Annotated in this window: 19 protein-coding genes; 12 read left to right on the top strand and 7 right to left on the bottom strand. The window is 70.6% G+C overall.

The annotated features are described in order from the left end of the window. Positions 1-43 precede the first annotated feature (43 nt). From EJK15_RS76710 to EJK15_RS48885, 4 genes are all read left to right on the top strand, one after another. Positions 44-175: a hypothetical protein gene (locus EJK15_RS76710; RefSeq protein ID WP_276615504.1), complete on the top strand. Its 132-nt coding sequence runs from the start codon at positions 44-46 to the stop codon at positions 173-175. Beyond that, entirely contained in the window at positions 176-394 is a 219-nt protein-coding gene (locus EJK15_RS75350; protein ID WP_240777696.1) for a PIN domain-containing protein, read from the top strand. Positions 395-1,766: 1,372 nt separating this feature from the next. After that, positions 1,767-3,083, top strand: coding sequence for a hypothetical protein (locus EJK15_RS48890; protein WP_138717314.1), 1,317 nt, complete (start codon positions 1,767-1,769; stop codon positions 3,081-3,083). Then, positions 3,084-3,725 (top strand): hypothetical protein, encoded by a 642-nt coding sequence (locus EJK15_RS48885; RefSeq protein ID WP_138717313.1) that lies wholly within the window; start codon positions 3,084-3,086, stop codon positions 3,723-3,725. Positions 3,726-3,778: 53 nt separating this feature from the next. On the opposite strand, the gene EJK15_RS77975 is transcribed toward EJK15_RS48885, so the two are convergent. Both EJK15_RS77975 and EJK15_RS48875 read right to left on the bottom strand, forming a co-directional pair. Further along, the gene (locus tag EJK15_RS77975; protein ID WP_420847148.1) at positions 3,779-4,120 is read right to left on the bottom strand and encodes a hypothetical protein; all 342 of its coding nucleotides are present in this window, start codon (positions 4,118-4,120) and stop codon (positions 3,779-3,781) included. 254 nt (positions 4,121-4,374) lie between these two features. Beyond that, positions 4,375-6,720 (bottom strand): helicase-associated domain-containing protein, encoded by a 2,346-nt coding sequence (locus tag EJK15_RS48875; RefSeq protein ID WP_138717312.1) that lies wholly within the window; start codon positions 6,718-6,720, stop codon positions 4,375-4,377. Between the two features lie 92 nt (positions 6,721-6,812). Between EJK15_RS48875 and EJK15_RS48870 the strand changes: the two genes are divergently transcribed. After that, complete coding sequence (locus tag EJK15_RS48870) at positions 6,813-8,060, top strand: MucR family transcriptional regulator (RefSeq protein WP_138717311.1); 1,248 nt, start codon at positions 6,813-6,815, stop codon at positions 8,058-8,060. 174 nt (positions 8,061-8,234) lie between these two features. Here EJK15_RS48870 and EJK15_RS48865 read toward each other — a convergent pair whose 3' ends face one another. Next, the gene (locus tag EJK15_RS48865) at positions 8,235-9,071 is read right to left on the bottom strand and encodes an SDR family oxidoreductase (protein WP_138717310.1); all 837 of its coding nucleotides are present in this window, start codon (positions 9,069-9,071) and stop codon (positions 8,235-8,237) included. Positions 9,072-9,147: 76 nt separating this feature from the next. On the opposite strand from EJK15_RS48865, the gene EJK15_RS48860 reads away from it, so the two are divergent. Further along, positions 9,148-9,519, top strand: a complete 372-nt coding sequence (locus EJK15_RS48860) for a winged helix-turn-helix transcriptional regulator (protein ID WP_138717309.1) — start codon at positions 9,148-9,150, stop codon at positions 9,517-9,519. A 48-nt stretch (positions 9,520-9,567) separates the two neighbouring features. Here EJK15_RS48860 and EJK15_RS48855 read toward each other — a convergent pair whose 3' ends face one another. The 3 genes from EJK15_RS48855 to EJK15_RS48845 are packed head-to-tail and all read right to left on the bottom strand — an operon-like array spanning position 9,568 to position 12,810. Then, complete coding sequence (locus EJK15_RS48855) at positions 9,568-10,356, bottom strand: transglutaminase family protein (protein ID WP_240777695.1); 789 nt, start codon at positions 10,354-10,356, stop codon at positions 9,568-9,570. A gap of 11 nt (positions 10,357-10,367) precedes the next feature. Next, complete coding sequence (locus tag EJK15_RS48850) at positions 10,368-11,258, bottom strand: alpha-E domain-containing protein (protein WP_138717307.1); 891 nt, start codon at positions 11,256-11,258, stop codon at positions 10,368-10,370. Positions 11,259-11,289: 31 nt separating this feature from the next. Continuing rightward, positions 11,290-12,810 (bottom strand): circularly permuted type 2 ATP-grasp protein, encoded by a 1,521-nt coding sequence (locus tag EJK15_RS48845; protein ID WP_138717306.1) that lies wholly within the window; start codon positions 12,808-12,810, stop codon positions 11,290-11,292. A gap of 120 nt (positions 12,811-12,930) precedes the next feature. Here EJK15_RS48845 and EJK15_RS48840 point away from each other — a divergent pair, with 120 nt between their 5' ends. From EJK15_RS48840 to EJK15_RS48815, 6 genes are all read left to right on the top strand, one after another. Next, entirely contained in the window at positions 12,931-13,845 is a 915-nt protein-coding gene (locus EJK15_RS48840; RefSeq protein WP_138717305.1) for an ATP-binding cassette domain-containing protein, read from the top strand. An 89-nt stretch (positions 13,846-13,934) separates the two neighbouring features. Continuing rightward, positions 13,935-14,780 carry an ABC transporter permease gene (locus tag EJK15_RS48835; RefSeq protein WP_138717304.1) on the top strand — a complete coding sequence of 282 codons (846 nt, stop codon included), beginning with the start codon at positions 13,935-13,937 and terminating at the stop codon, positions 14,778-14,780. A gap of 140 nt (positions 14,781-14,920) precedes the next feature. Then, positions 14,921-16,045, top strand: a complete 1,125-nt coding sequence (locus tag EJK15_RS48830) for a sensor histidine kinase (protein ID WP_240777694.1) — start codon at positions 14,921-14,923, stop codon at positions 16,043-16,045. After that, entirely contained in the window at positions 16,036-16,680 is a 645-nt protein-coding gene (locus tag EJK15_RS48825) for a response regulator (RefSeq protein ID WP_138717302.1), read from the top strand. The genes EJK15_RS48830 and EJK15_RS48825 overlap by 10 nt, the downstream gene beginning before the upstream one ends. A gap of 140 nt (positions 16,681-16,820) precedes the next feature. Further along, on the top strand, positions 16,821-17,180 hold the full coding sequence (locus EJK15_RS48820) for a YciI family protein (RefSeq protein ID WP_138717301.1): 360 nt from the start codon (positions 16,821-16,823) through the stop codon (positions 17,178-17,180). Beyond that, positions 17,177-18,424: an RNA polymerase sigma factor gene (locus EJK15_RS48815; protein ID WP_240777693.1), complete on the top strand. Its 1,248-nt coding sequence runs from the start codon at positions 17,177-17,179 to the stop codon at positions 18,422-18,424. Before EJK15_RS48820 ends, EJK15_RS48815 begins: the two co-directional genes overlap by 4 nt. 19 nt (positions 18,425-18,443) lie before the next feature. Here EJK15_RS48815 and EJK15_RS48810 read toward each other — a convergent pair. Continuing rightward, positions 18,444-19,041: LLM class flavin-dependent oxidoreductase (locus EJK15_RS48810; RefSeq protein ID WP_138717300.1), on the bottom strand; the 598-nt coding region annotated here is incomplete at its 5' end.

The following is a 19,041-nucleotide window of genomic DNA, read 5'->3' as shown; positions in this document are numbered from 1 at the left end:
GCACGTCGAAACCGTCGTCCTGGATTCCGAAGGGCTCTCCGCCTTGATCGCGCAGGACCGCAAGATTCTTGCGATGTTCCACGTGTTCCGTACCATGGGTGCCGATTTCGTCATCGGCGCCAACACCATCGTGGAAGTCAGCCACACGCGGGTGAACATGCCTCGGCTGCAGTAGGTGCTCTCCCGCGTCAAGGTCGAGCCGGTGACCGAGGGCGCGGCGAAGGCGTCCGCAGAACTGCTCAAGGCCGCAGGTCTGCACGGCCACAAGTACGCGATCGACGCGACGGTCGCCGAGGCGGCACTGCGCCAGCCGGGTCCGGTGGCCATGCTGACCTCCGATGTCGACGACATGGCGCGGCTGTGCGGTGACCGTGTCCGACTCATCGGCATCTGAGCGGGCACCCGCCGCTACAGGGAAGATTGGGTTAAGCGGAATGCCGCGAACCCAAGGATATGGCCATGGACGGGCAGGTTTCCGGCCGCCAAACTCGCAGCCTCATCACCGTCCTGACCGTCGACCGCAACGTCATGATCTATTATGCCGAAGGGTTTGCTGTGATTCAGGACCGTACTCCTGCGGGCAACTCGGGCCGACGGCGGGGCTGCATACGGGGATCGTGTTCACCCATCTGTCCGCATATGTGTGCCCCTTGTACGAGTAGGTGATCTCGACCTGGGATCGCGCCGTCCTTCCAGTGGCCTGCGTCAACTGTATGCCGATGAGCAACTCGTGGCCCTTCTTACGCGGACGACCTTCCTCGGCCGGCAGGACGTACCCTTCGGCGGCGGTGAGCGGCCCCAGGGAGGCTTTTCGCGGAGGAAACCCGTCAACGGTCTGCTCAGCGGCGAGTTTGCGGCCGTACCCGGCGGACCGCGCTCCGAGCTGCCGCAGGCCGCTGCCGTCGAATATCGATCTGACCCAGATGATCGTGATGGGGGCGTCGCCGAAGTTGTAGAGCAGGACCCACCCGTCGGTGAAGATGGCGCTCTGGTCCGCAAATACTCGCCTGCCTGACCGGGGCCACAGTGAGCTCGGGCGACTCTGACAGGAATCCCGTCCATGGCCAAGTCGTGCCTCGCGAAGCCACCCCATACCATGCTCGATGGCGGATTTCGATACAAGATCTTGACAGTGTCAATTGCTTGCTTACATGGTAGTCGTCATTTCCGCGCCGCATTCTGCAGTGTTCGCAGGTGAGAATGGATTCGGCGCAGGGAGTGACCGCTTCGTAAGCGCTTCATAACATGGCCGAATTTCTCCGCCGGGAGATCCGCGGAGTCCGGGCCCAGCGTGGAACAGGGAGGTGAAGGGCGCTCCGGCATGGCCCTCACCCCGTGGTCACATGCGGCTGGCCGGTGCGCTGCCAGGGCCACGCGCCAGCGTGACGCTGGGAGCATCGGGACTGCCTGGCCGTGCAGCGGCACTGAACGTCGTCCTACAAGCCCGATTGAACCGTGGTGAATACAAGATCTGCCTCTATGAGTTCAACCTGGGGTAGCAGAAATTCGGATTCCCAGAAAGGCTCCTGTCAACGCCGGGCCGCCAATCAAGAACCTGCTTCACCTGCGCGAACAAGAGATGCCGGTCGAGAATTTCCGCCTACCTCCTACTGTCCGAGGTAGGTGCTGTCAAGATCTTGTGTCGGATTTCGGCATCGGGCAAGGTATGAACGGTTCGCGAGACCCAGTCAAAGCCACGGACGGGATTCCTGGCGAGGTCGCCCGCCCGTGGCGCACCTTCTCGATGCAGCAAGGAGTCTAATCTCATGTCCGCACGACAGGCATTACGGGCGGCATTGGGCGGCGTCATGGCCGCCGTCACGATGGTGGCCGGTGCTATACCCGCCGGCGCCACCGTCGAGCCGGCTCACCGGCTGGACAGCGTACAGCGGCCCAACGAAGCACTGGCAGGGGAGACAGCGGACGCGCTACGCACAGGCCAGGGCGGCAGCCCCCTGGTCGCCGGAGCGCTACACGACTCCGCCGGCCAGCCCTTGGGAGGTACATCGCTCCGTATCGACCTGGAGCCGGCGCCCTCTGTCATCAGTGCGGCCGGCGTCGGTGTCGGCCTTGAATACATCAAGGTCGACGAAGCCCGCACTGCCGTGGACGGAACCTTCGCCTTCACCGCTCCGCCCTTCAGCGGCCTGCGGGGATACGCGGATGAGCATGGCGTGGTATCCGCGCTCATCACCTCGTCTGACGGGCAGAACAGCGTCTGGCGGCGGATCTACCTGCAGGCGCCGGCCGAGGGGAACGGCCGCTGGAGGCTCGCCGAGCCCGCTCCGGCGCGCAAGACCGTACCCGACCAGCTCCGCAAGATCGACGGCTCCCGGTCAGACGTCGGAGTCGCGGCTGGCAATCCGGGGGAGGACGCTTCCTCCCTTCGCCTGGTGGGCCACCCGCCGGCGTCGTCCGGGAAGGCACCTCTGGGAATTCCGAACCCCGCCCAATACTGCAACAGCAACGAGGGCTATTACTTCGCCATGTCTGACCTGCCGGTCAAGCGCAGCCTGGTCACCGTACGAGCGCACGCGACGGGTCCGAACACCACCGCCACCTACGCCTGGAGCACAACCAACACGACCCAGATTGAGGCTGCCGCCAACATCGGCGCCGGTGGAGCGCTGGCCAAGGCGGGCTTCACCAACGTGCAAAGCAATTCCGCCGGAATCAACTTCGAAATCGGCCATTACCGACCGGCGCATTTCCAGGCCGAATTCGAATTCCGCACCTGGGATCTCTGGTGTGAGCACCACATCACTCTGGAGAAGCGGCTCTCGGGCAAGTACGAGTGGCGGCCGTATCGATTCACCGGCGGCAACGACATCATTCCCGCCGGCGGCAACCAGGGCGTGTGCCCCGACCCCGACACCGTCGTCCCCATCTCCTCCCCGACCTGGGTAGCTCGGGACAGCACATGGACTCGTTACGGCGGCGTTGATTTCAGCACGGTGAAACTCGACTCCCGGACGACGAACGGCGAGAACTGGAAGCTAACCGTGACACCTGTTCGATCGGCTCACATCTGCGGGCTGGAGGATGTTCCCGTGTACGCGTCGTACGTCATGGAGCAGTACTAGGTGAAATCGACAGCTCGACGGCCCGGGCCGCGCGCCGGCGCGCGGCCCGTCGGCCTGCTCGCGTGCCTGGTCCTCGCGGCGTGCACCAGCGTGCCCGGCCCTTCCGTAACCACGCCCGCGAGTGATGACGGACGAGTGGACGCCTCCCGCCGGATCGGCCGGGGACCGCTGAAGTCGGCTCCGCCCACCGGATACGCGCTGCGCTACGACCAGGGGGCCATGTTCACCGACGGCTGGGTGGTGCTCTACAACTTCGGCGACGCGCCGGTCACGGTCACACGTGTCACGGCTGTCTTGGACGGAAACGGGCTGCGACAGGTCGGCGCGCGAGTGGCTGGGTACGGGCGCAAGTACACCATGCAGCAGACGCTGGAAGGATTCCCGCCGCGCGCCGACGAACTGGGGCCGCTGGCCCCGGCCGAGGGGTACGTGCTGCCAGCCGAGCAGGGGCGGCCTCGCAAAAAGGGGCACGAACTGCTCATCGGGTTGCGTGTCACCCAGGCCACCGGCCGGACTACCCGCACGCATGTGGAGGTCGCGTACACGTACAAGGGCCGCGCCTACACCGACCGCTGGGTGAACACGATCGCCGTGTGCAGCCCGCGGCGCGGCCCCGACTGCCCGCAGGAGTACGCCGAGTAGCGAGCGTGCAATCCTCTCGAACGGCTCCGACCACTCGTCACGGGGGTCGACTTCTATCTAGCATCGCAGCCCCACGGCCCCGTTTCGGGATCCGGGACGGTGACGAGATCGACGTAGAAGGCGTCGGGGCCCGGCCAGGCGAAGCCCTCGGGTTCGAGGTTGGTCACGCCGGGTCCCTCGCTGGAAACACCCCAGCCGAGCGCCGCCCCGACCTCGCCGCGGAGTTGGTCACCGCGTACCAGTGTTGGGCGCAGCGGGTCGGCGTCATTTCGCGCGAAGGGGTGCGTTAGCTGTGAGCCGGGCTGACATCTCTGCCGTCCATGCCCGGCCCGCACGTCGTGCACCACCAGTAAGCAGGAAAGACGCCAGATCACCAGCCACGCCAGCCGATCCATACATCGACGTCGATCTCTGCTGATCTCTCGATCGATCGTGAGTCTCTGCCGTGGAGCTCAGGCCCTCGGCCTCATCGCTTCCTGGTCCGGCTGCCTCGGACCCGCCTGCCGGGCCCTTGCTCGGTCCGGACGAGCTGGAGGGAGTCCAGCAGGGACAAGGGCACGGGTGAACACGGCGGCCCCCGCACAGCGCAGCACGAGGTCCCGGCCGGGCAGGTCGTCGTGCCCGGTTGCGCCGGGCGGCGCCGTTCTGGTCAGGTCGGGATCGCGCTGATCTTGGCGAGGTCGAGGCGCAGGAACCGAGCCCGTTCGTGGACCCAGACGTCGAGCTCGGTCCGGTACGCCTCGGGGCTGCTGATGGTGAGCTCGTCGCCTTCGTAGACGATCCGGGTGGCGCCGGAGTACTCCAGCTGCCAGGCGGCCCGCTCCCGGGCGTCGGCGGCAAGGCCGGTCGCGCTCCGGGCGAACAGGTCGCGTAGCCGGTGGAAGGCCGGTTCCGGCATGGCCGCGTCCGCGGTGCCGACCAGCCACCCGGCCACCTGGTCCGCGCTGGCGGCGGCCGTGGTGGTCTGGGCGTGTGGCCGGGTTCGCGGGGCGCGTATGGTGTCCGGTGTTGTGACGGCCAGGGAGCCGTCGGCCTGTCGTTCGACCGGCGCGTACCCGGCGTCTCGGATCAGCGTGAGCGTCTCTGCGGGGCCGAGGGCGCTGGCCAGGACGGTGGGCGCGAGCAGCCGCGGCTTGAGTTTCGCCAGTTTGCGGTGCACGGCGAGTTCGGCCAGGAGCCCCGGGTCGTCGCCCACCACGCAGCAGCCGACCGCGACCACGCCGAGTTCCCCGTGCCGCCGGGCCACGTCGCCGATCAGGTACGTGAGCGCTTGCGGCAGCGGCCGGGAGGCCACCTCGGCCAGCGCGGCCACCAGCTCGTCGGCGTGGTGCCCGGCGTCCAGGGCGCGCCGGACGGACGACGGGCTGAACCGCCACGTGCCCGCAGATCCACCCGACTCACGGTCGGCCGCCCGGTCCAGGACCTCGGCCAGCGCGGCGGATGGCGGGCCGGTGACCACGGCGGTCAGGTCGGTGCCGAACAGCGCCTGCTGCCGCGCTCCCGCCAGCAGCGTCCGCGCCGCGTCCGCGACCGGCCTTCCAGCGTGTGCGGCCCGGCCGACCGGGCTGAGTGTGCCGGCGGCAAGCAGGCCCAACATGCGGGCCTCGGCCAGGACCGCCACGATCACCTCCGCCGCGCTGTCCGGCTGCAGAAGCGGCAGATGCCACGCGGCTGCCGCCACCACCTCCGCCGGCTGCCGGATCGCCGCGTCGGCGGGCAGCAACGCGAACACCACCTCGCGGATGGCCGTCGACGAGGTGCCCGTGCCGGGCTCGGTGAGCGGCGTGCGCGCCTTGCCGTCACAGCGCCGGGTCGGGCTGATCACCAGCGTCCACCATGCCTCGATCAGCGTCGCGTACCGGTCCGCCTGCTCCAGTTCCAGCCACGCGTCAAAGCCGTCGGTGGGCGAGATCCCGTTCCGCCGGACTTCGGTCGTGCGCCGGGTCCGTACCTCGGTCACCGGATTGGCCGCCAGCAGCCCGGCCGCGTACGCGACATCGAGCAGCAGCCGGATCTCGTCCTCGTCGCAGCCGAGCTGCTTGGCCAGACGGCGAATCTCCTTGACCCCCACCCCGCCGCTCTTCAGCTCGGGCAGCGGCTCGGCCGCCACCGTCTCCAGCAGGGCCGCCGTCCGGTCCAGCACTCGCAGCGCCGCCACCGCCGCCTCATGCGCCACCAGATCGGCCGCGACCGGCACCCTGCCGACCTTGGGCTGCTCGATCGACACGTCCACCCGGTAGCCGTCGCCGCGCAGCGCGAGCGCGACCTCCAGGGGCATGACGTAGGAGCCCTCCCAGTCCACGTTCCAGATCAGCCCGTGCTCACGCGCCCACCAGGCCGCCGTCATCGGCCGCTGCCGAGTGGAGGCGTAGTAGCTGAAGTGCGGCAACTCGTCCAGGACCCGCACCGGGCCCTGCCAGGCGAAGTCGTCGAGCAGTTCGCGGGTGCCCTGCGGCGCGTGGGCGATGAGCCGCGTCAGCCGGTCGGAGTCGGTCAGGATCTCCGTGATCGAATCGACGAGGACCTGCTTGCGGCCCGTGCCGGTGCCGCTCAGCCGTTTGGACATGTCCGTCAGCTCCGCGACGGTGATCTGCGGCAGAATCTCGGCCAGCCCGGGCCCCAGACCGAGCGGCGCCGGGAGCACCTCGTGCAGGGCCGGGCAGAGCTGGATCATGTTGCCGTCGCGGACTACCAGAGCCCGCCGCTCCAGCTGATCGAGCAGGCCGCTGTGGTCGAACCCCTCGGTCACCAGACTCGACAGGGGCCGTGCGGAGCGCGCGGCCACCAGGATCGCCTGCACCAGCAGCACACAGGGCAACGGTGTCCGCGACAGCGCCGCCAGCACCGACTCGGGATCGTCCAGCCGATCCGCCAGCTCTGCCAGCCGCCGCGGCGGCACCGGCCGCAGCACATCCGGCCGCGCCGCGAGCAGACTCGCCAGCTCGGCCTCATCGAGCCCCGCCAGCCGCTTCAGGAGCATCCCATCCCCGCGCATCCGACAATTGTGGCAGCCCGCAGGCCAGCGGTTCCTCTCATCGGGTGGATCTTGTACCATGTCACCCGCAAAGCAGGAGCTCAAGGTGGGAGATGGAGAACCAGAACGGGCGGCCGAGACACTCGATCCGGCCGGGCAAACCGACTGATGTGCCACCCGGAGTCCAACCCGAATCCGGTGGCAAGCTGCTATGCCTGGAATGCGGCTTGTGGTTCAAGCAGCTCGGCCAGCACGTGGTCGCCAAGCATGGCATGTCCGCTGATGACTACCGCCACATCCACGAGCTTCCCCGCACCTTCGGCCTGCACTCCAGCACGGTCAAGCAGACCCGCGCCGCCGCACAGCGCGACAGGTGGGAAAACGACCCCGAGCTTCGGGCCAAGCTACGGCCCAAGCGCTCCCGCGAGGAGCTCGCCCAGCTCTCGAAGATCGCCTGGCGAGAGTCGCAACACCGAGCCGGGGTGATCGCCGGCCGTAAAGGTGGCAAGGGTGGTGGCGCACACGCTCACCTCGCCCTGAAGGCCTCACGGGAGAAGCGGGAGACCGAACGGGCCGCCCGATGCCGCGCCGCCGGGTTCGACAGCATCGAGGAGCTCTTCACCGCTCACGCCCACACCAGCAGCAGGGAGATCGGCGAGCTGATCGGCATGAGCAAAGGCGGCGTCGAAAAGCTCCGCAAACGGCTCGGGTTCGCCGCTCCCGGCCGGTGGGCCGCAGGCTACGTCGTCAAGCACCCGGCCCTGCAGCCCGCGGTGCCCGCCGAGGAACTCACGGCCATCCCGTACGGCACGCAGCCCACCAGGAACGGGCACATCCTGTGCCTTGAGTGCGGGCGCTGGTTCAAGACCCTGGACCAGCACGTGTCGGTGATGCACGGCCTCACCGTCGCCGACTATCGAACCCGGCACGGCATCGACCCGCACGAGGCGCGCGCCCGCGAACTCGGGTATGCCTCGCTGCACGACCTGCTGGCCGCCACCTCCGGATGGAACGGCACCGACCTGGCGAACCTGCTCGGCGTCACCGCCCGCAAGACCCGCGAACTGCGGCATCGACACGGCTTCCCGCCCCCGCGCGGAGCCCGCCCGGTCGGGTTCGTGCCCAAGACACCGCGACCGCACCCGCCCCTGTCGGCGGAGAAACTGGCGGCGGTGCCGTACGGGCGACAACCGGAAAGGGATGGTCAGCTACTCTGCCTGGAGTGCGGCGAGTGGACCCGGGGCGTGGCCGCTCACGCCAAATGGAAGCACGGCATCGGAGCCGAGGAGTATCGGGCCCGCCACGGCCTGCCCGCGGACGCCAAGCTGCACCGGCGACCAGCGCGGGGAACGACGACATAGCCGAGCCCTGCCATTCAGCACGCATGGCAACCGATTTGGCGATGATCGGCGATCTGCAGGATCCGACCCGGATACGCACGAGCTGGCCGACGATCGGGTGTTCGGCTGCCGCCAGCACGTTGTGATCGGGTACGCCCACAACGTGCTGGACTACATCGACGCCCGGCGTGGAAGCTAGCCGAGCAGGGCGCGGACGTACTCGCCGATCGGCTGGGTGGGGCGGCCGATGAGTTCGCGCAGCGTGCCGGGGGTGTGGGCGAGCCAGCCGCGGGAGATGTTGACGTCCACGTCCGCCAGGACCTCCGCGAACGGAGCCGGGACGCCGGCGCCGGCCAGGACGCCCACGTAGTCGTCCTTCGGCAGGTTCTGGTAAGCGATCTCCTTGCCGGTCACCTTGGAGATCTCCGCGGCCAGGTCGGCGAGCGTCAGGGCGGTGTCGCCGGTCAGCTCGTACACCTTGCCGTCGTGGTCCTCGCCGGCGAGGACGGCGGCCGCGCCGGCGGCGTAGTCCGCGCGGGCGGCGATGGCGATCCCGCCGTCGCCGGCCGCGCCGTAGAGGGCGCCGAGCTGGGGAGCCATCGTGATCGACTGCTCGTAGTTCTCGTGGTACCAGTTGTTGCGCAAGATCGTGTACGTCACGCCGGACGCCTTGATGTACTCCTCGGTCGCCTTGTGGTCGGCGGCGAGGGCGGCCTCGGTGGTGTCGGCCTTGGGCGCGCTGGTGTAGACGAGCGTGGCCCCGGCCTCCTTGGCGGCGTCCACGACCGCCGCGTGCTGCTGTGCCCGGTGGGGGTCGAGGCCGGAGATGAGCAGCACCTTGGTGGCACCCTGCAGCGCGCTCTTCAGCGTCTCGGGCCGGTCGTAGTCGGCCTCGCGGACCTCGACGCCGAGGTCGGCGGCCTTCTCCGGGGTACGCGCGGCCGCGACGATCTGCTCGGCGGGGACCCGCTGCTTCAGCTCCTCGATCACCAGCCGGCCCAGATGCCCGCTCGCTCCGGTCACCACGATCATGATTACTCCCTCTCAGTACTCACTCTTGGAGAGTACTTTCTATCAGTAAGTGCTGCTGGGGCGTAAGCTAGCACATATGGAGGATTTCGAGAACTTGGTGGCCGACGTCTTCTCGCGCAAGTGCACCTCGCGCACGGTGCTCGAGACCATCACCGGCCGCTGGGCGATCCTGGCGCTCGCGGCCCTGCACGAGGGGCCCTACCGCTTCAACGCGCTGCGCCGCCGCGTCGACGGAGTGAGCGAGAAGATGTTGTCGCAGACCCTCCAGGCCCTGGAACGCGACGGCATGGTGCTGCGTGTGGCCGAGCACACGATCCCGCCCCGGGTGGAATACAGCCTCACCCCGCTCGGCCGCGAGGCCGCCGAGCACCTGATCCCCCTCATCATCTGGCTGGAGGGCCGCATGCCCGACGTCGTGTCCGCCCGCGAGGGCTACCAGGGGCGTTAGCGGCGGAGGCTGACGCGATCGTCATCGCCGCCGGAGCAGGGCGTGGATCTAGGCCGGGCCCAGGCGGGTGACGGTCACCGTGATCTCCTGGCGGCTCTCCGGCGGACCCTGGTAGATGCCCTTGAGCGGCGGCACGTCCGAATAGTCCCGGCCGCGGGCCACCACCACGTGCGCCTCCCCGACGTACGTCCGGTTCGTGGGGTCGAGGGGCAGCCACTCCCCCGCCCAGTACTCCACCCACGCGTGGCTCTGCCCGACGACGGGCTCGCCGATCTCGGCGCTGGGCCGCGGGTGCAGGTAGCCGGACACGTAGCGGGCGGGCAGCCCGGCCGCCCGCAGCAGCCCCGCCGTCAGTTGCGCCATGTCCTGGCAGACGCCCTGCCCCAGATCCCACGCCTCCTGCGCGGAGGTCTGCACGCCGGTCGAGCCGGGCATGTACTCCACCCGCGCCGCGACCAGCTCGCTGATCGCCTCGGCCGTCTCGTGCGGGTCACGGCCGACCGCCTGCGTCCTGGCCAGATCCTCGAGGTCGGGGTTGATGGCGGTCATCGGGGTACGGCTGAGCAGTTCGCCCAGCGACGGATCCGGGTCCACGAGGGCCAGCCGGGGCTTGCGCCGCCCCGACGTCTCGACCCTGCTGACCGCCTCGACGGTCAGCGACCTGTGGGGCTCGCTCACGTCGAACGCCGACACCTTGGTCCCCCAGTAGTCCTCGTACGTGTAGACCGGCACGGCGGGGGTCACCTTGATGCGGCTGGACAGCACGTTGTGCGCGGGCGTCATCCTGAGCTCGTTGTAGGACGAGTGCGCCTCGCCGTCGTACTCCACGTGCGTCACGTGGGAGACTTTCACGCGCCAACCCATGCCATCGCCTCTCTGCGCTGGAAGAACCGCTGCGCGATGGCCTCGCCCGCGGCCGCGCACGCCTCCTGGAGGGTGCCGAGCAGCTCGGGCAGCCGGTCGTTCAGCTCGTTCAAATCGGTGTACTCGAGCCCGGTGCGCACCCGCCCGATGGCGGCCTGGGCGGAGTCGGCCACCCCGACCCGGGCCGTGTCGGGGGCCAGGGCGCGCAGGCACTTCTCCGCGGTCAGCAGCGAGTAGACGATCGAGCGCGGGAAGAGCCGGTCGAGCAGGAGGAACTCCAGCACCTCACCGTCCCTGGCGCCGTGCGTCCTGGTGAACGACTCGTCGGCGCCGCTGGCCTGCAGCAGCAGCCGCCGGTCGCCGGCCAGGTGCACGGCCATCAGCCGGGTGGTCATGTCGACGCGTTCCAGGCTGCGGCCGAGCACGATGAAGCGCCAGCAGTCGTCCCTGCTCATGGTGGCGTCGACGAGGCCGAAGAACAGGGCGGCCCGCTCGCGGACGAACGCCAGGTACCCGTGCGGGGTGAGCGATTCCAGGCCGGACAGGTGGTGCCAGGTGACGTTGAGGCACTCCCACACCTCGCTGGACAGCACCTCGCGCACGCCTCTCGCGCTGTCCCTGGCGAGCCTGACGGAGGAGGCGATCGAGGCGGGCTCGTTCAGGTCGTAGGCGACGCGCCTGATCACCGCCGGGGCGCTGACGGTGGCGGCGGAGCTGAGGCCGAGCACGGCGTGGAGGGAGCTGCAGGTGTCGGGCTCGTCGAGCATGCGGTGCACGGACACGTCGAGGAGCCGGGCGGTGTCGTCGGCGCGTTCGACGTACCTGCCGATCCAGTAGAGCGTCTCGGCGATGCGGCTGAGCAGCGGGCGCGTCATCGATCCTCCTCCTTCCAAGTCGTCCTGCGCGTCATTGCTCGCCCTCCCAGGCGGCCGTCCTGCTGGGGCTCCACTGTGCGGCGGCCGCCGCCATGGCGGCGGGGGCGGCCACCGGCGGCACGGCCTCGCCGAGCACCCAGGTGTCCTTGGAGCCGCCTCCCCGGCTGGAGTTGACCACCAGCTCGCCCTCCGGCAGCGCGACGCGGGTCAGCCCGCCGGGCAGCAGCCACACGTCGTCGCCGTCGTTGACGGCGAACGGCCGCAGGTCGATGTGGCGCGGCGCGGGCCGCTCGCCGACCAGAGTGGGCGAGGTGGACAGCCGCACCGGCCGCTGGGCGATCCAGCCGCGCGGATCCTCGCGTACGGCCTTCCGCACCGCCGCGAGCTGCTCCGGCGTGGCGACGGGGCCGATGACGATGCCCTTGCCGCCCGCGCCGTCCACCGGCTTGAGCACCAGCTCGCCCGCCCGGGACAGCACCTGGTCGCACACGCCGGGATCGTCGAGCCGGTACGTCTCCACGTTGGGCAGCAGCGGCGTCTCCCCCAGGTAGTAGCCGATGAGGTCGGGCACGTACGTGTAGATGAGCTTGTCGTCGGCGATCCCGTTGCCGACGCCGTTGGCGATCGTGACGTTGCCGGCGCGGGCGGCGTTCACGATGCCGGGGCAGCCGAGCACGGAGTCGCCCCGGAAGTGCAGTGGGTCGAGGAAGTCGTCGTCGACGCGGCGGTAGACGACGTGGACGGGGCGCCGCCCGTACGTTGTGATCATGTGCAGGCGGTTGTTCTCACAGACCAGGTCGCGGCCCTCGACCAGCTCGACGCCCATGAGGCGGGCCAGCAGCGCGTGCTCGAAGTAGGCGGCGTTGTACACGCCGGGCGTGAGCAGGACCACGGTCGGGTCGGTGATCCCCTCCGGCGCGGCCGCGCGTAGTGCGGCCAGGAGCCTGGCGGGGTACTCCTCGACGGGCCGCACGAACTGCTCGGAGAACAGCGTGGGAAGGGTGCGGGTCATGGCGAGCCGGTTCTCCAGCACGTAGCTGACCCCGCTGGGGGTGCGGACGTTGTCCTCCAGCACGTGCAGCACGCCCTGCTCGTCGCGGATCAGGTCCGTGCCGCCGACGTGGACGCGGACGCCGTTGGGCGGGCGCCAGCCGTGGGCGACCCGGTGGTAGTGGGGGCTGGAGTGCAGGAGACGCCAGGGGACCACGCCGTCCTGGAAGGCCTGGCGTTTGCCGTACACGTCGTCGAGGAACGCCTCGAGGGCGCGGATCCGCTGCCGCACGCCGCGCGTCACGAGGTCCCACTCGGCGGCGTCGATGACGCGCGGGATCAGGTCCAGCGGGAAGGGCCGCTCGACGCCCGCGTAGTCGAACGTGACCCCGCGATCGGTGAACATCCTGGCGAGCTGCTCCGCCCTGGTGCGCAGCTCGTGCGCCCCGAGTGGCTGGAGCGCGGCGAACAGCGCCTGGTACTGACGGCGGGGCACGCCCGGCCGCTCGAACATCTCGTCCCACGCTCCGGCCATGACATATGTATCGAAGATGTCCGCCATGACCGGAATTTAGAAAATCCATGTTTCGTCCGATTACTTCGCATGTTACGGTTCCCCGCCATCCAGGTCGGCGGTCCGCCCCCATGGTGGCCGGGACGGGTGCTGCCTAGCGTGGGCGGCATGATCAGTTTGACGGGTTTGAGCAAGCGGTACGGCGACCGGCTGGTCGTCGACGATCTGACGCTGGAGTTGAAGCCCGGCACGGTGACCGGTTTCCTCGGGCCGAACGGGGCAGGCAAGTCGACGACGATGCGGCTGGTGCTGGGGCTCGACCACCCCACCTCCGGTACGGCGCTGATCGGCGGCGTGCCGTACCACCGGATCAGGAACCCGCTGCGCACGGTCGGCGCGCTGCTCGACGCGCGGGCGCTCCATCCGGGCCGCAGCGGCCACGCGCACCTGGTGGCGCTGGCACACAGCAACGGCATCCCGCGGCGGCGGGTGGCGGAGGTGCTGGAGAGCGTAGGGATGGCCGGGGCGGCGGGAAAGCGGGCCGGGACGCTGTCGCTGGGCATGAGCCAGCGGCTGGGGATCGCGGCGGCGCTGCTGGGCGACCCCGAGGTGCTGATGTTCGACGAGCCCGTCAACGGGCTCGACCCCGACGGGGTGCGATGGGTACGGGGCCTCATGCGGTCGCTGGCCGGCGAGGGCCGCACGGTGTTCGTCTCCAGCCATCTGATGAGCGAGATGCAGCTCACCGCCGACCACCTCGTGGTGATCGGGAAGGGCCGGCTCATCATGGACGCGCCGCTGGCGGAGGTCATCGCGGGCAGCTCCCTGACGGCCGTGGTCGTGCGCACCCCGCACGCCAGGGAACTGGCCGTACGCCTGCGCGGCGCCGGGATCGAGGTGGCGCGGCCGGGCGAGAACGAGCTGGTCGCCACCGGAGCGCCCATCGAACGGGTCGGCGACCTGGCGCACGAGGCGGGGATCAGGCTGCACGAGCTGCGCACCCGCGAGGCGTCGCTGGAGCAGGCGTACCAGGAGCTGACGGAGCAGAGCGTCGAGTACGGCGCGGGGAGGGCGGACGCGTGAGCACGTCACGACAGGCGGGGGGCGGAGGCACGTTGCGGCAGGCAGAGGGCGGAGGCACGGGGACGTTGCGGCAGGCGGAGGGTGGACGCGTGAGCGTGTTGTGGCAGGCGGCCGGGGCCGAATGGGCGAAGCTGTGGTCGGTGCGGTCCACCTGGTGGTGCCTGGCGAGCGCGACGGCGCTCATGGTTCTCAGCGCGGTGACGGTGGGCGGCGCGGCGGCCACGGACGCCCTGCGCGAAGGACGCGCGACCGGCACCGCCCCGGGCGGAGGCGGCCAGGCGGCGGGTGTCCCGGGCGGAGGCGGCGCGGACATCGTCGCGAGTGAGCCGGTGGTCTCCGCGACCTCGTTCGCCCAGTTCGCGCTGGTGGCGCTGGCGATGCTGGTGATCACCTCCGAGTACGCCTCGGGCGCCATCCGGGTCACGCTCCTGGCGACGCCCGTCCGCGGCGTCGTGCTGGCGGCGAAGGCGCTGGTGGTGGCGCCGGTGATGGCCGTGGCGGGCGTGCTGTCGGGCGCCGTGGCGACGGCGGCCGTCTACCTACTGCTGTCGATCGACGTGTTCGGCGGGCTGGTCGCGCTGCCGGCCGGGGAGGTCGCGCTGGACCTGCTCGGCATCGGGGTGTTCTTCGCCCTGGTGTCGGTGATGACGCTGGGCGTGGGGACCGCCATGCGGAGTGCGGCCGGCACGCTGACCGTGGTGTTCATGCTGCTCATGGGCCTGCCGCTGATGCTGTTGATGACCGGGAGCCAGGTGGCGGTGGACGTGTCGCTGCGCATGCCGCTGTTCGCGGGGCTGGCGTTCATGGGCAGCACCGAGAACATGACCGGCGGGCCGATCCCGTACTCGGCGGTGGAGGGCCTGGCCTGGTTGCTGGGCTGGACGGCGGCCGCGGTGGCGGCCGGGCACGCGGTGCTGCGCCGCCGCGACGCCTAGACTCGGCCCGTGTCAGCCGACCAGGAGGGCCTGGCGTCCATGTCCGTGCCAGCCGGCAGGAAGGCCGAGCGCGCATGTCCGTGTCAGCCGACCGGGCGGGCCTAGCGCCCATGTCACATCATGGTCATCGGGTTGCCCGGGTGGCGGCCGGCGTGCTCCTGGGGATGGCGCTCGGCGCCGTCGAGCTGGCCTTCCTGTGCGTGGCGTGGCCCGCGTCCCTGCTCCCCGCAGCGCGTCCCGCCGCCGCACGCGGCCTGACGCGGCTGATGGCCATCGAACGCGTCCGGCTCGCCAGGTGGCTCGGCCACGAGACGACCGCGGAGAGCGGCGGCTACGGATTCCTCGCCGCCCGCGCCGCGCTGGGCGTCCTCGGCGGGTACGCCTGCGCCTCGGGCCTGTTCCTCGGCGGGCTGCTGCTGTTCGGCGGCTTGTGGGACCTGGCCTGGGGCGAGTCCGAGCCGGTGCCCGTGAACCTGCCCGGCGTGAAGGTGGTCACCAGCAGCGGCGTTCTCGGCCTGACCAGCGGAATGGTGCTGCTGCCACTGATCGTCCTCATGACCCTGGCACTCGGATCTCTCGAACGGCGGCTGGCCGGCCTCTTCCTCGGCCCGGACCGCCATGAGCAGATGCGCAGGCGCATCACCGAGCTGACCGCGACCCGTTCCGGCATCGTCAAGGCCGTGGACGAAGAGCGCCGCAGGATCGAACGCGATCTGCACGACGGCGTGCAGCAGCGCGGTGTGTCCCTGGCCATGCTGCTCGGCCGCGCCCGGCACAGCCGCGACCACGGCCGGACCGCCGAGCTGGTCGCCCAGGCCCACGCCGAGTCGCGGCAGCTCCTCGACGAGCTGCGGAGCGTGGCCTGGCGGATCTACCCGACCGCCCTCGACGAGCTGGGGCTGAGCGCCGCTCTCGCCGGCGTCGCCGACCGGTCGAGCGTGCCGGTCACCGTGCACGGCGGGCTGGCCGCGCGGCCCGTCTCCGAGGTCGAGACCGCCCTCTACTTCGTGGCCCGCGAGGCGATCACCAACGCGGTCAAGCACGCCGGGGCCCGTGACATCCTGGTCGTACTGGACGAGGACGAGCGGACGGTGAGCGTGGCGATCTCAGACGACGGCAAGGGTGGCGCCGACCCTTCGGGCGGCGGGCTGTCCGGGCTGGCCAGGCGCGTCCTGGCGCTCGACGGCGAGTTCACCGTGGACAGTCCGCCCGGAGGTCCCACCAAGATCACCGCCAGACTGCCGAAGGCGCCTCCGTGCGGGTGATCCTGGCCGACGACTCCGTACTCCTGCGCGAGGGCCTGACGCGGCTGCTCGACGACGCCGGGCACGAGGTCGTCGCCGCCGTCGGAGACGCGCCCGCGTTGCTCGACGACGTCGAACGGCACCGCCCCGACGTGGCCGTGATCGACGTGCGCATGCCGCCCGGCCACAAGGACGAGGGACTGCGGGCGGCGCTGGAGATCCGCGAGCGCCGGCCGGAGGTCGGCGTGCTCGTCCTGTCGCAGTACGTCGAGCAGCACTACGCGGCCCGGCTGCTGGCCGGATCCACGGAAGGGCTCGGCTACCTGCTCAAGGACCGGGTGTCCGAGGTGGCCGAGTTCCTCGACTCGCTCGAACGGGTGAACGTGGGCGGCACCGCGCTGGACCCGGAGGTCGTGCGCCGGCTCCTCGCCCGCACCACCCGCGCCGACCCGCTGAGCCGGCTCAGCCCGCGCGAGGCCGAGGTGCTGCGGCACCTGGCCGAGGGCCTGACGAACGCGGCCATCGCCGAGCGTCTCCACGTGTCGCTCAGCACGGTCGAGAAGCACGTCAACGCCATCATGGACAAGCTGGACCTGCCCCGCGACCCCGGCTACAGCCGCCGCGTGCTGGCCATCCTGCGTTACCTCGAAGGCTGAGCCCGGCTCAGGGGTTCGTGGCGGGGAGGGATGGGGCGGCCGAGATGTGACGGCGCGTACGAGAAAACGCCGGCGGGTTTGTCGTATGGCGCGGCTCGCCGATCGTCTCCCTTATAAAGAGGAAGAAGGAGATGGGCGCTATGAAGTACGTGCTGATGTTCGTCGACACCGAGCAGTACGCCAAAGACCTGGCCGCCATGACCGACGAGGAGCGGGCCGAGGCCGTACGGCAGGTGGAGCGGTGGTTCGCCGACCACGCCGGGAAGATGAGGGCGGGCAGCAAGCTGCAGGGCGCGCACACCGCCACCACCGTGCGCCTCCAGGGCGGCGCCGAGCCGCTGGTCACCGACGGGCCGTTCGTCGAGGGCAAGGAGGTGGTCAGCGGGTTCTGCGAGATCGACGTCGAGGACCTGGACGAGGCGCTGCGCATGGTCCGCACGTGGCCGGGCTGCCCGACCGTCGAGATTCGCCCCGTCGAGACCAAGCCCGCCGGGCTGTGACCGACGTCCCAGGCCCCGAGCCGGCCCGCGCCACGCCGGAGCACGCGGAGCAGGCGGTTCGCGAGCAGGCGGAGAGCGCGGTGCGCGAGCACGCGGGCCGGCTGGCGGCCTCGCTGGTGTCGCTGCTGGGCGACTTCTCCGCCGCCGAGGACCTGGTGCAGGACGCGGTCGAGACGGCGCTGGTGCGCTGGCCGGTCGACGGCGTGCCGGAGCGGCCGGAGGCGTGGCTGTACACCGTGGCCCGCCGCCGCGGCCTGGACCTGCTGCGGCGCGAGTCCAACTACCGCGACAAGCTCGCCCTCCTGCGCCTGCCGGAGCCGGGCGAGCCGGACGACCGGCTGCGGCTGATCTTCACCTGCTGCCACCCGGCGCTGTCGCGCCCGGCGCAGATCGCGCTCACCCTGCGCGTGGTGTGCGGGCTGACGACCACGCAGATCGCGGCCGCGTTCCTGACGCAGGAGAGCACGGTCGCCCAGCGCATCACCCGCGCCAAGAAGAAGATCGCCGAGGCGGGCATCCCGTACCGCGTCCCGTCCGGCGAGGAGCTGTCCGGGCGGCTGCGCGAGGTGCTGACCGTCATCTACCTGCTGTTCAACGAGGGCTACCTGTCCAGCACGCTGGAGCCGGCCCAGGCACGCGACCTCGTCGAGGACGCCGAGTGGCTGGCGTCGCTGCTGGCCGGGCTGATGCCGGACGAGCCCGAGGCGGCCGGGCTGCTGGCGCTGATCCGGCTGCACCGCGCACGCGGCGCCGCCCGGTTCGGCGCGGACGGCCGGCTCGTGCTGCTGGCCGACCAGGACCGCGCGCTGTGGGACCGCGCCGCCATCGACCAGGCGATCCAGCTCCTCACCCGGACGGCGCGCCGGCACCGCAGGCCCGGCCCGTACCAGCTGCAGGCCGCTATCGCGGCCTGCCACGCCGAGGCGGAGCGCTGGGAGGACACGGACTGGCGGCAGATCGTCGTGCTGTACGACATGCTGCTGCACCTCGAGCCCTCGCCCGTCGCCCGCCTCAACAGGGCCATCGCCGTCCGGTACGTGGACGGCGCCGAGGCCGCGCTGGCCGAGCTGAAGGACCTCGGCGACGCCCTCGACCGCTACCCCCTCTTCCACGCCACCCGCGCCGAGCTGCTGCGCGACCTCGGCCGCAGGCAGGAGGCCAGGCGGGCCGACGAGCGCGCGCTGGCGCTGACCGCCAATCCGGCCCAGCAGGCGCTGCTGGAGGAGCGCATCAGCTGGGCCTGAGGATTCGGAGGAACCGGCTTCAACCCTCGGTGGACGCCCGGCGGGCGCGTTCGGCGGCGACGAGTTCCCGGGTCGCGGGAGCGACCTCGGCGGCGAACAGCTCGATCGACGCCGGGTCGTCGGAGGCGAGGATGAACCCGCTCATGCCGTATTCGAGGGTCAGCCCGGCGAGCTCCTCGGCCCATTGGTCCGGTGGCCCGTTGAGCGAGCCCCGGCTGGTCCGCGTGAACTCGCCGGCGATGTTGGCCAGCCGGCGGATCCGGGACGGATCACGCCCCGCCGCCGCAGCGCCCTCGTCGATGTGCTGGTTCATGCCGGCGAGGTCGGCGGGTCCACCAGGCAGATATGACAGCGAAGGCAGCCAGCCGTCTGCGGCGCGTCCGGTCATCTGCAGGATCTTCGGCTTGTACGCACCCACCCAGACCCCGATGTCATGCGCTGGCGCGGGGCCGCGTTTGGCGCCGTTGACCTCGTAATACGTGCCCTTGACCCGTACTGCGCCGGGTTTGTCGGCTGCCCAGATCTCGCGCATGATCCCGATCGCCTCCTCCAGCGCCGCGATGGACTGGCCCGGGCTCAGCCTGCGGCCGCCCATGGCCTCGATCGCGTCCCAGAAC

Origin of the sequence: Nonomuraea basaltis, from assembly GCF_005893125.1 — a bacterium.
Classification (GTDB): domain Bacteria; phylum Actinomycetota; class Actinomycetes; order Streptosporangiales; family Streptosporangiaceae; genus Nonomuraea; species Nonomuraea basaltis.
The sequence above is the reverse complement of the archived record's forward strand: the minus strand, read 5'-3'. Positions and strand labels throughout refer to the sequence as shown.

What these genes read in the sequence shown, in the direction of transcription:
- EJK15_RS48890 (WP_138717314.1), top strand. Translation starts at nt 1,767, where the DNA reads ATGTCCGCACGACAGGCATTACGGGCGGCATTGGGCGGCGTCATGGCC.
- EJK15_RS77975 (WP_420847148.1), bottom strand. Translation starts at nt 4,120, where the DNA reads ATGGATCGGCTGGCGTGGCTGGTGATCTGGCGTCTTTCCTGCTTACTG.
- EJK15_RS48875 (WP_138717312.1), bottom strand. Translation starts at nt 6,720, where the DNA reads ATGCGCGGGGATGGGATGCTCCTGAAGCGGCTGGCGGGGCTCGATGAG.
- EJK15_RS48870 (WP_138717311.1), top strand. Translation starts at nt 6,813, where the DNA reads ATGGAGAACCAGAACGGGCGGCCGAGACACTCGATCCGGCCGGGCAAA.
- EJK15_RS48865 (WP_138717310.1), bottom strand. Translation starts at nt 9,071, where the DNA reads ATGATCGTGGTGACCGGAGCGAGCGGGCATCTGGGCCGGCTGGTGATC.
- EJK15_RS48860 (WP_138717309.1), top strand. Translation starts at nt 9,148, where the DNA reads ATGGAGGATTTCGAGAACTTGGTGGCCGACGTCTTCTCGCGCAAGTGC.
- EJK15_RS48850 (WP_138717307.1), bottom strand. Translation starts at nt 11,258, where the DNA reads ATGACGCGCCCGCTGCTCAGCCGCATCGCCGAGACGCTCTACTGGATC.
- EJK15_RS48845 (WP_138717306.1), bottom strand. Translation starts at nt 12,810, where the DNA reads ATGGCGGACATCTTCGATACATATGTCATGGCCGGAGCGTGGGACGAG.
- EJK15_RS48840 (WP_138717305.1), top strand. Translation starts at nt 12,931, where the DNA reads ATGATCAGTTTGACGGGTTTGAGCAAGCGGTACGGCGACCGGCTGGTC.
- EJK15_RS48820 (WP_138717301.1), top strand. Translation starts at nt 16,821, where the DNA reads ATGAAGTACGTGCTGATGTTCGTCGACACCGAGCAGTACGCCAAAGAC.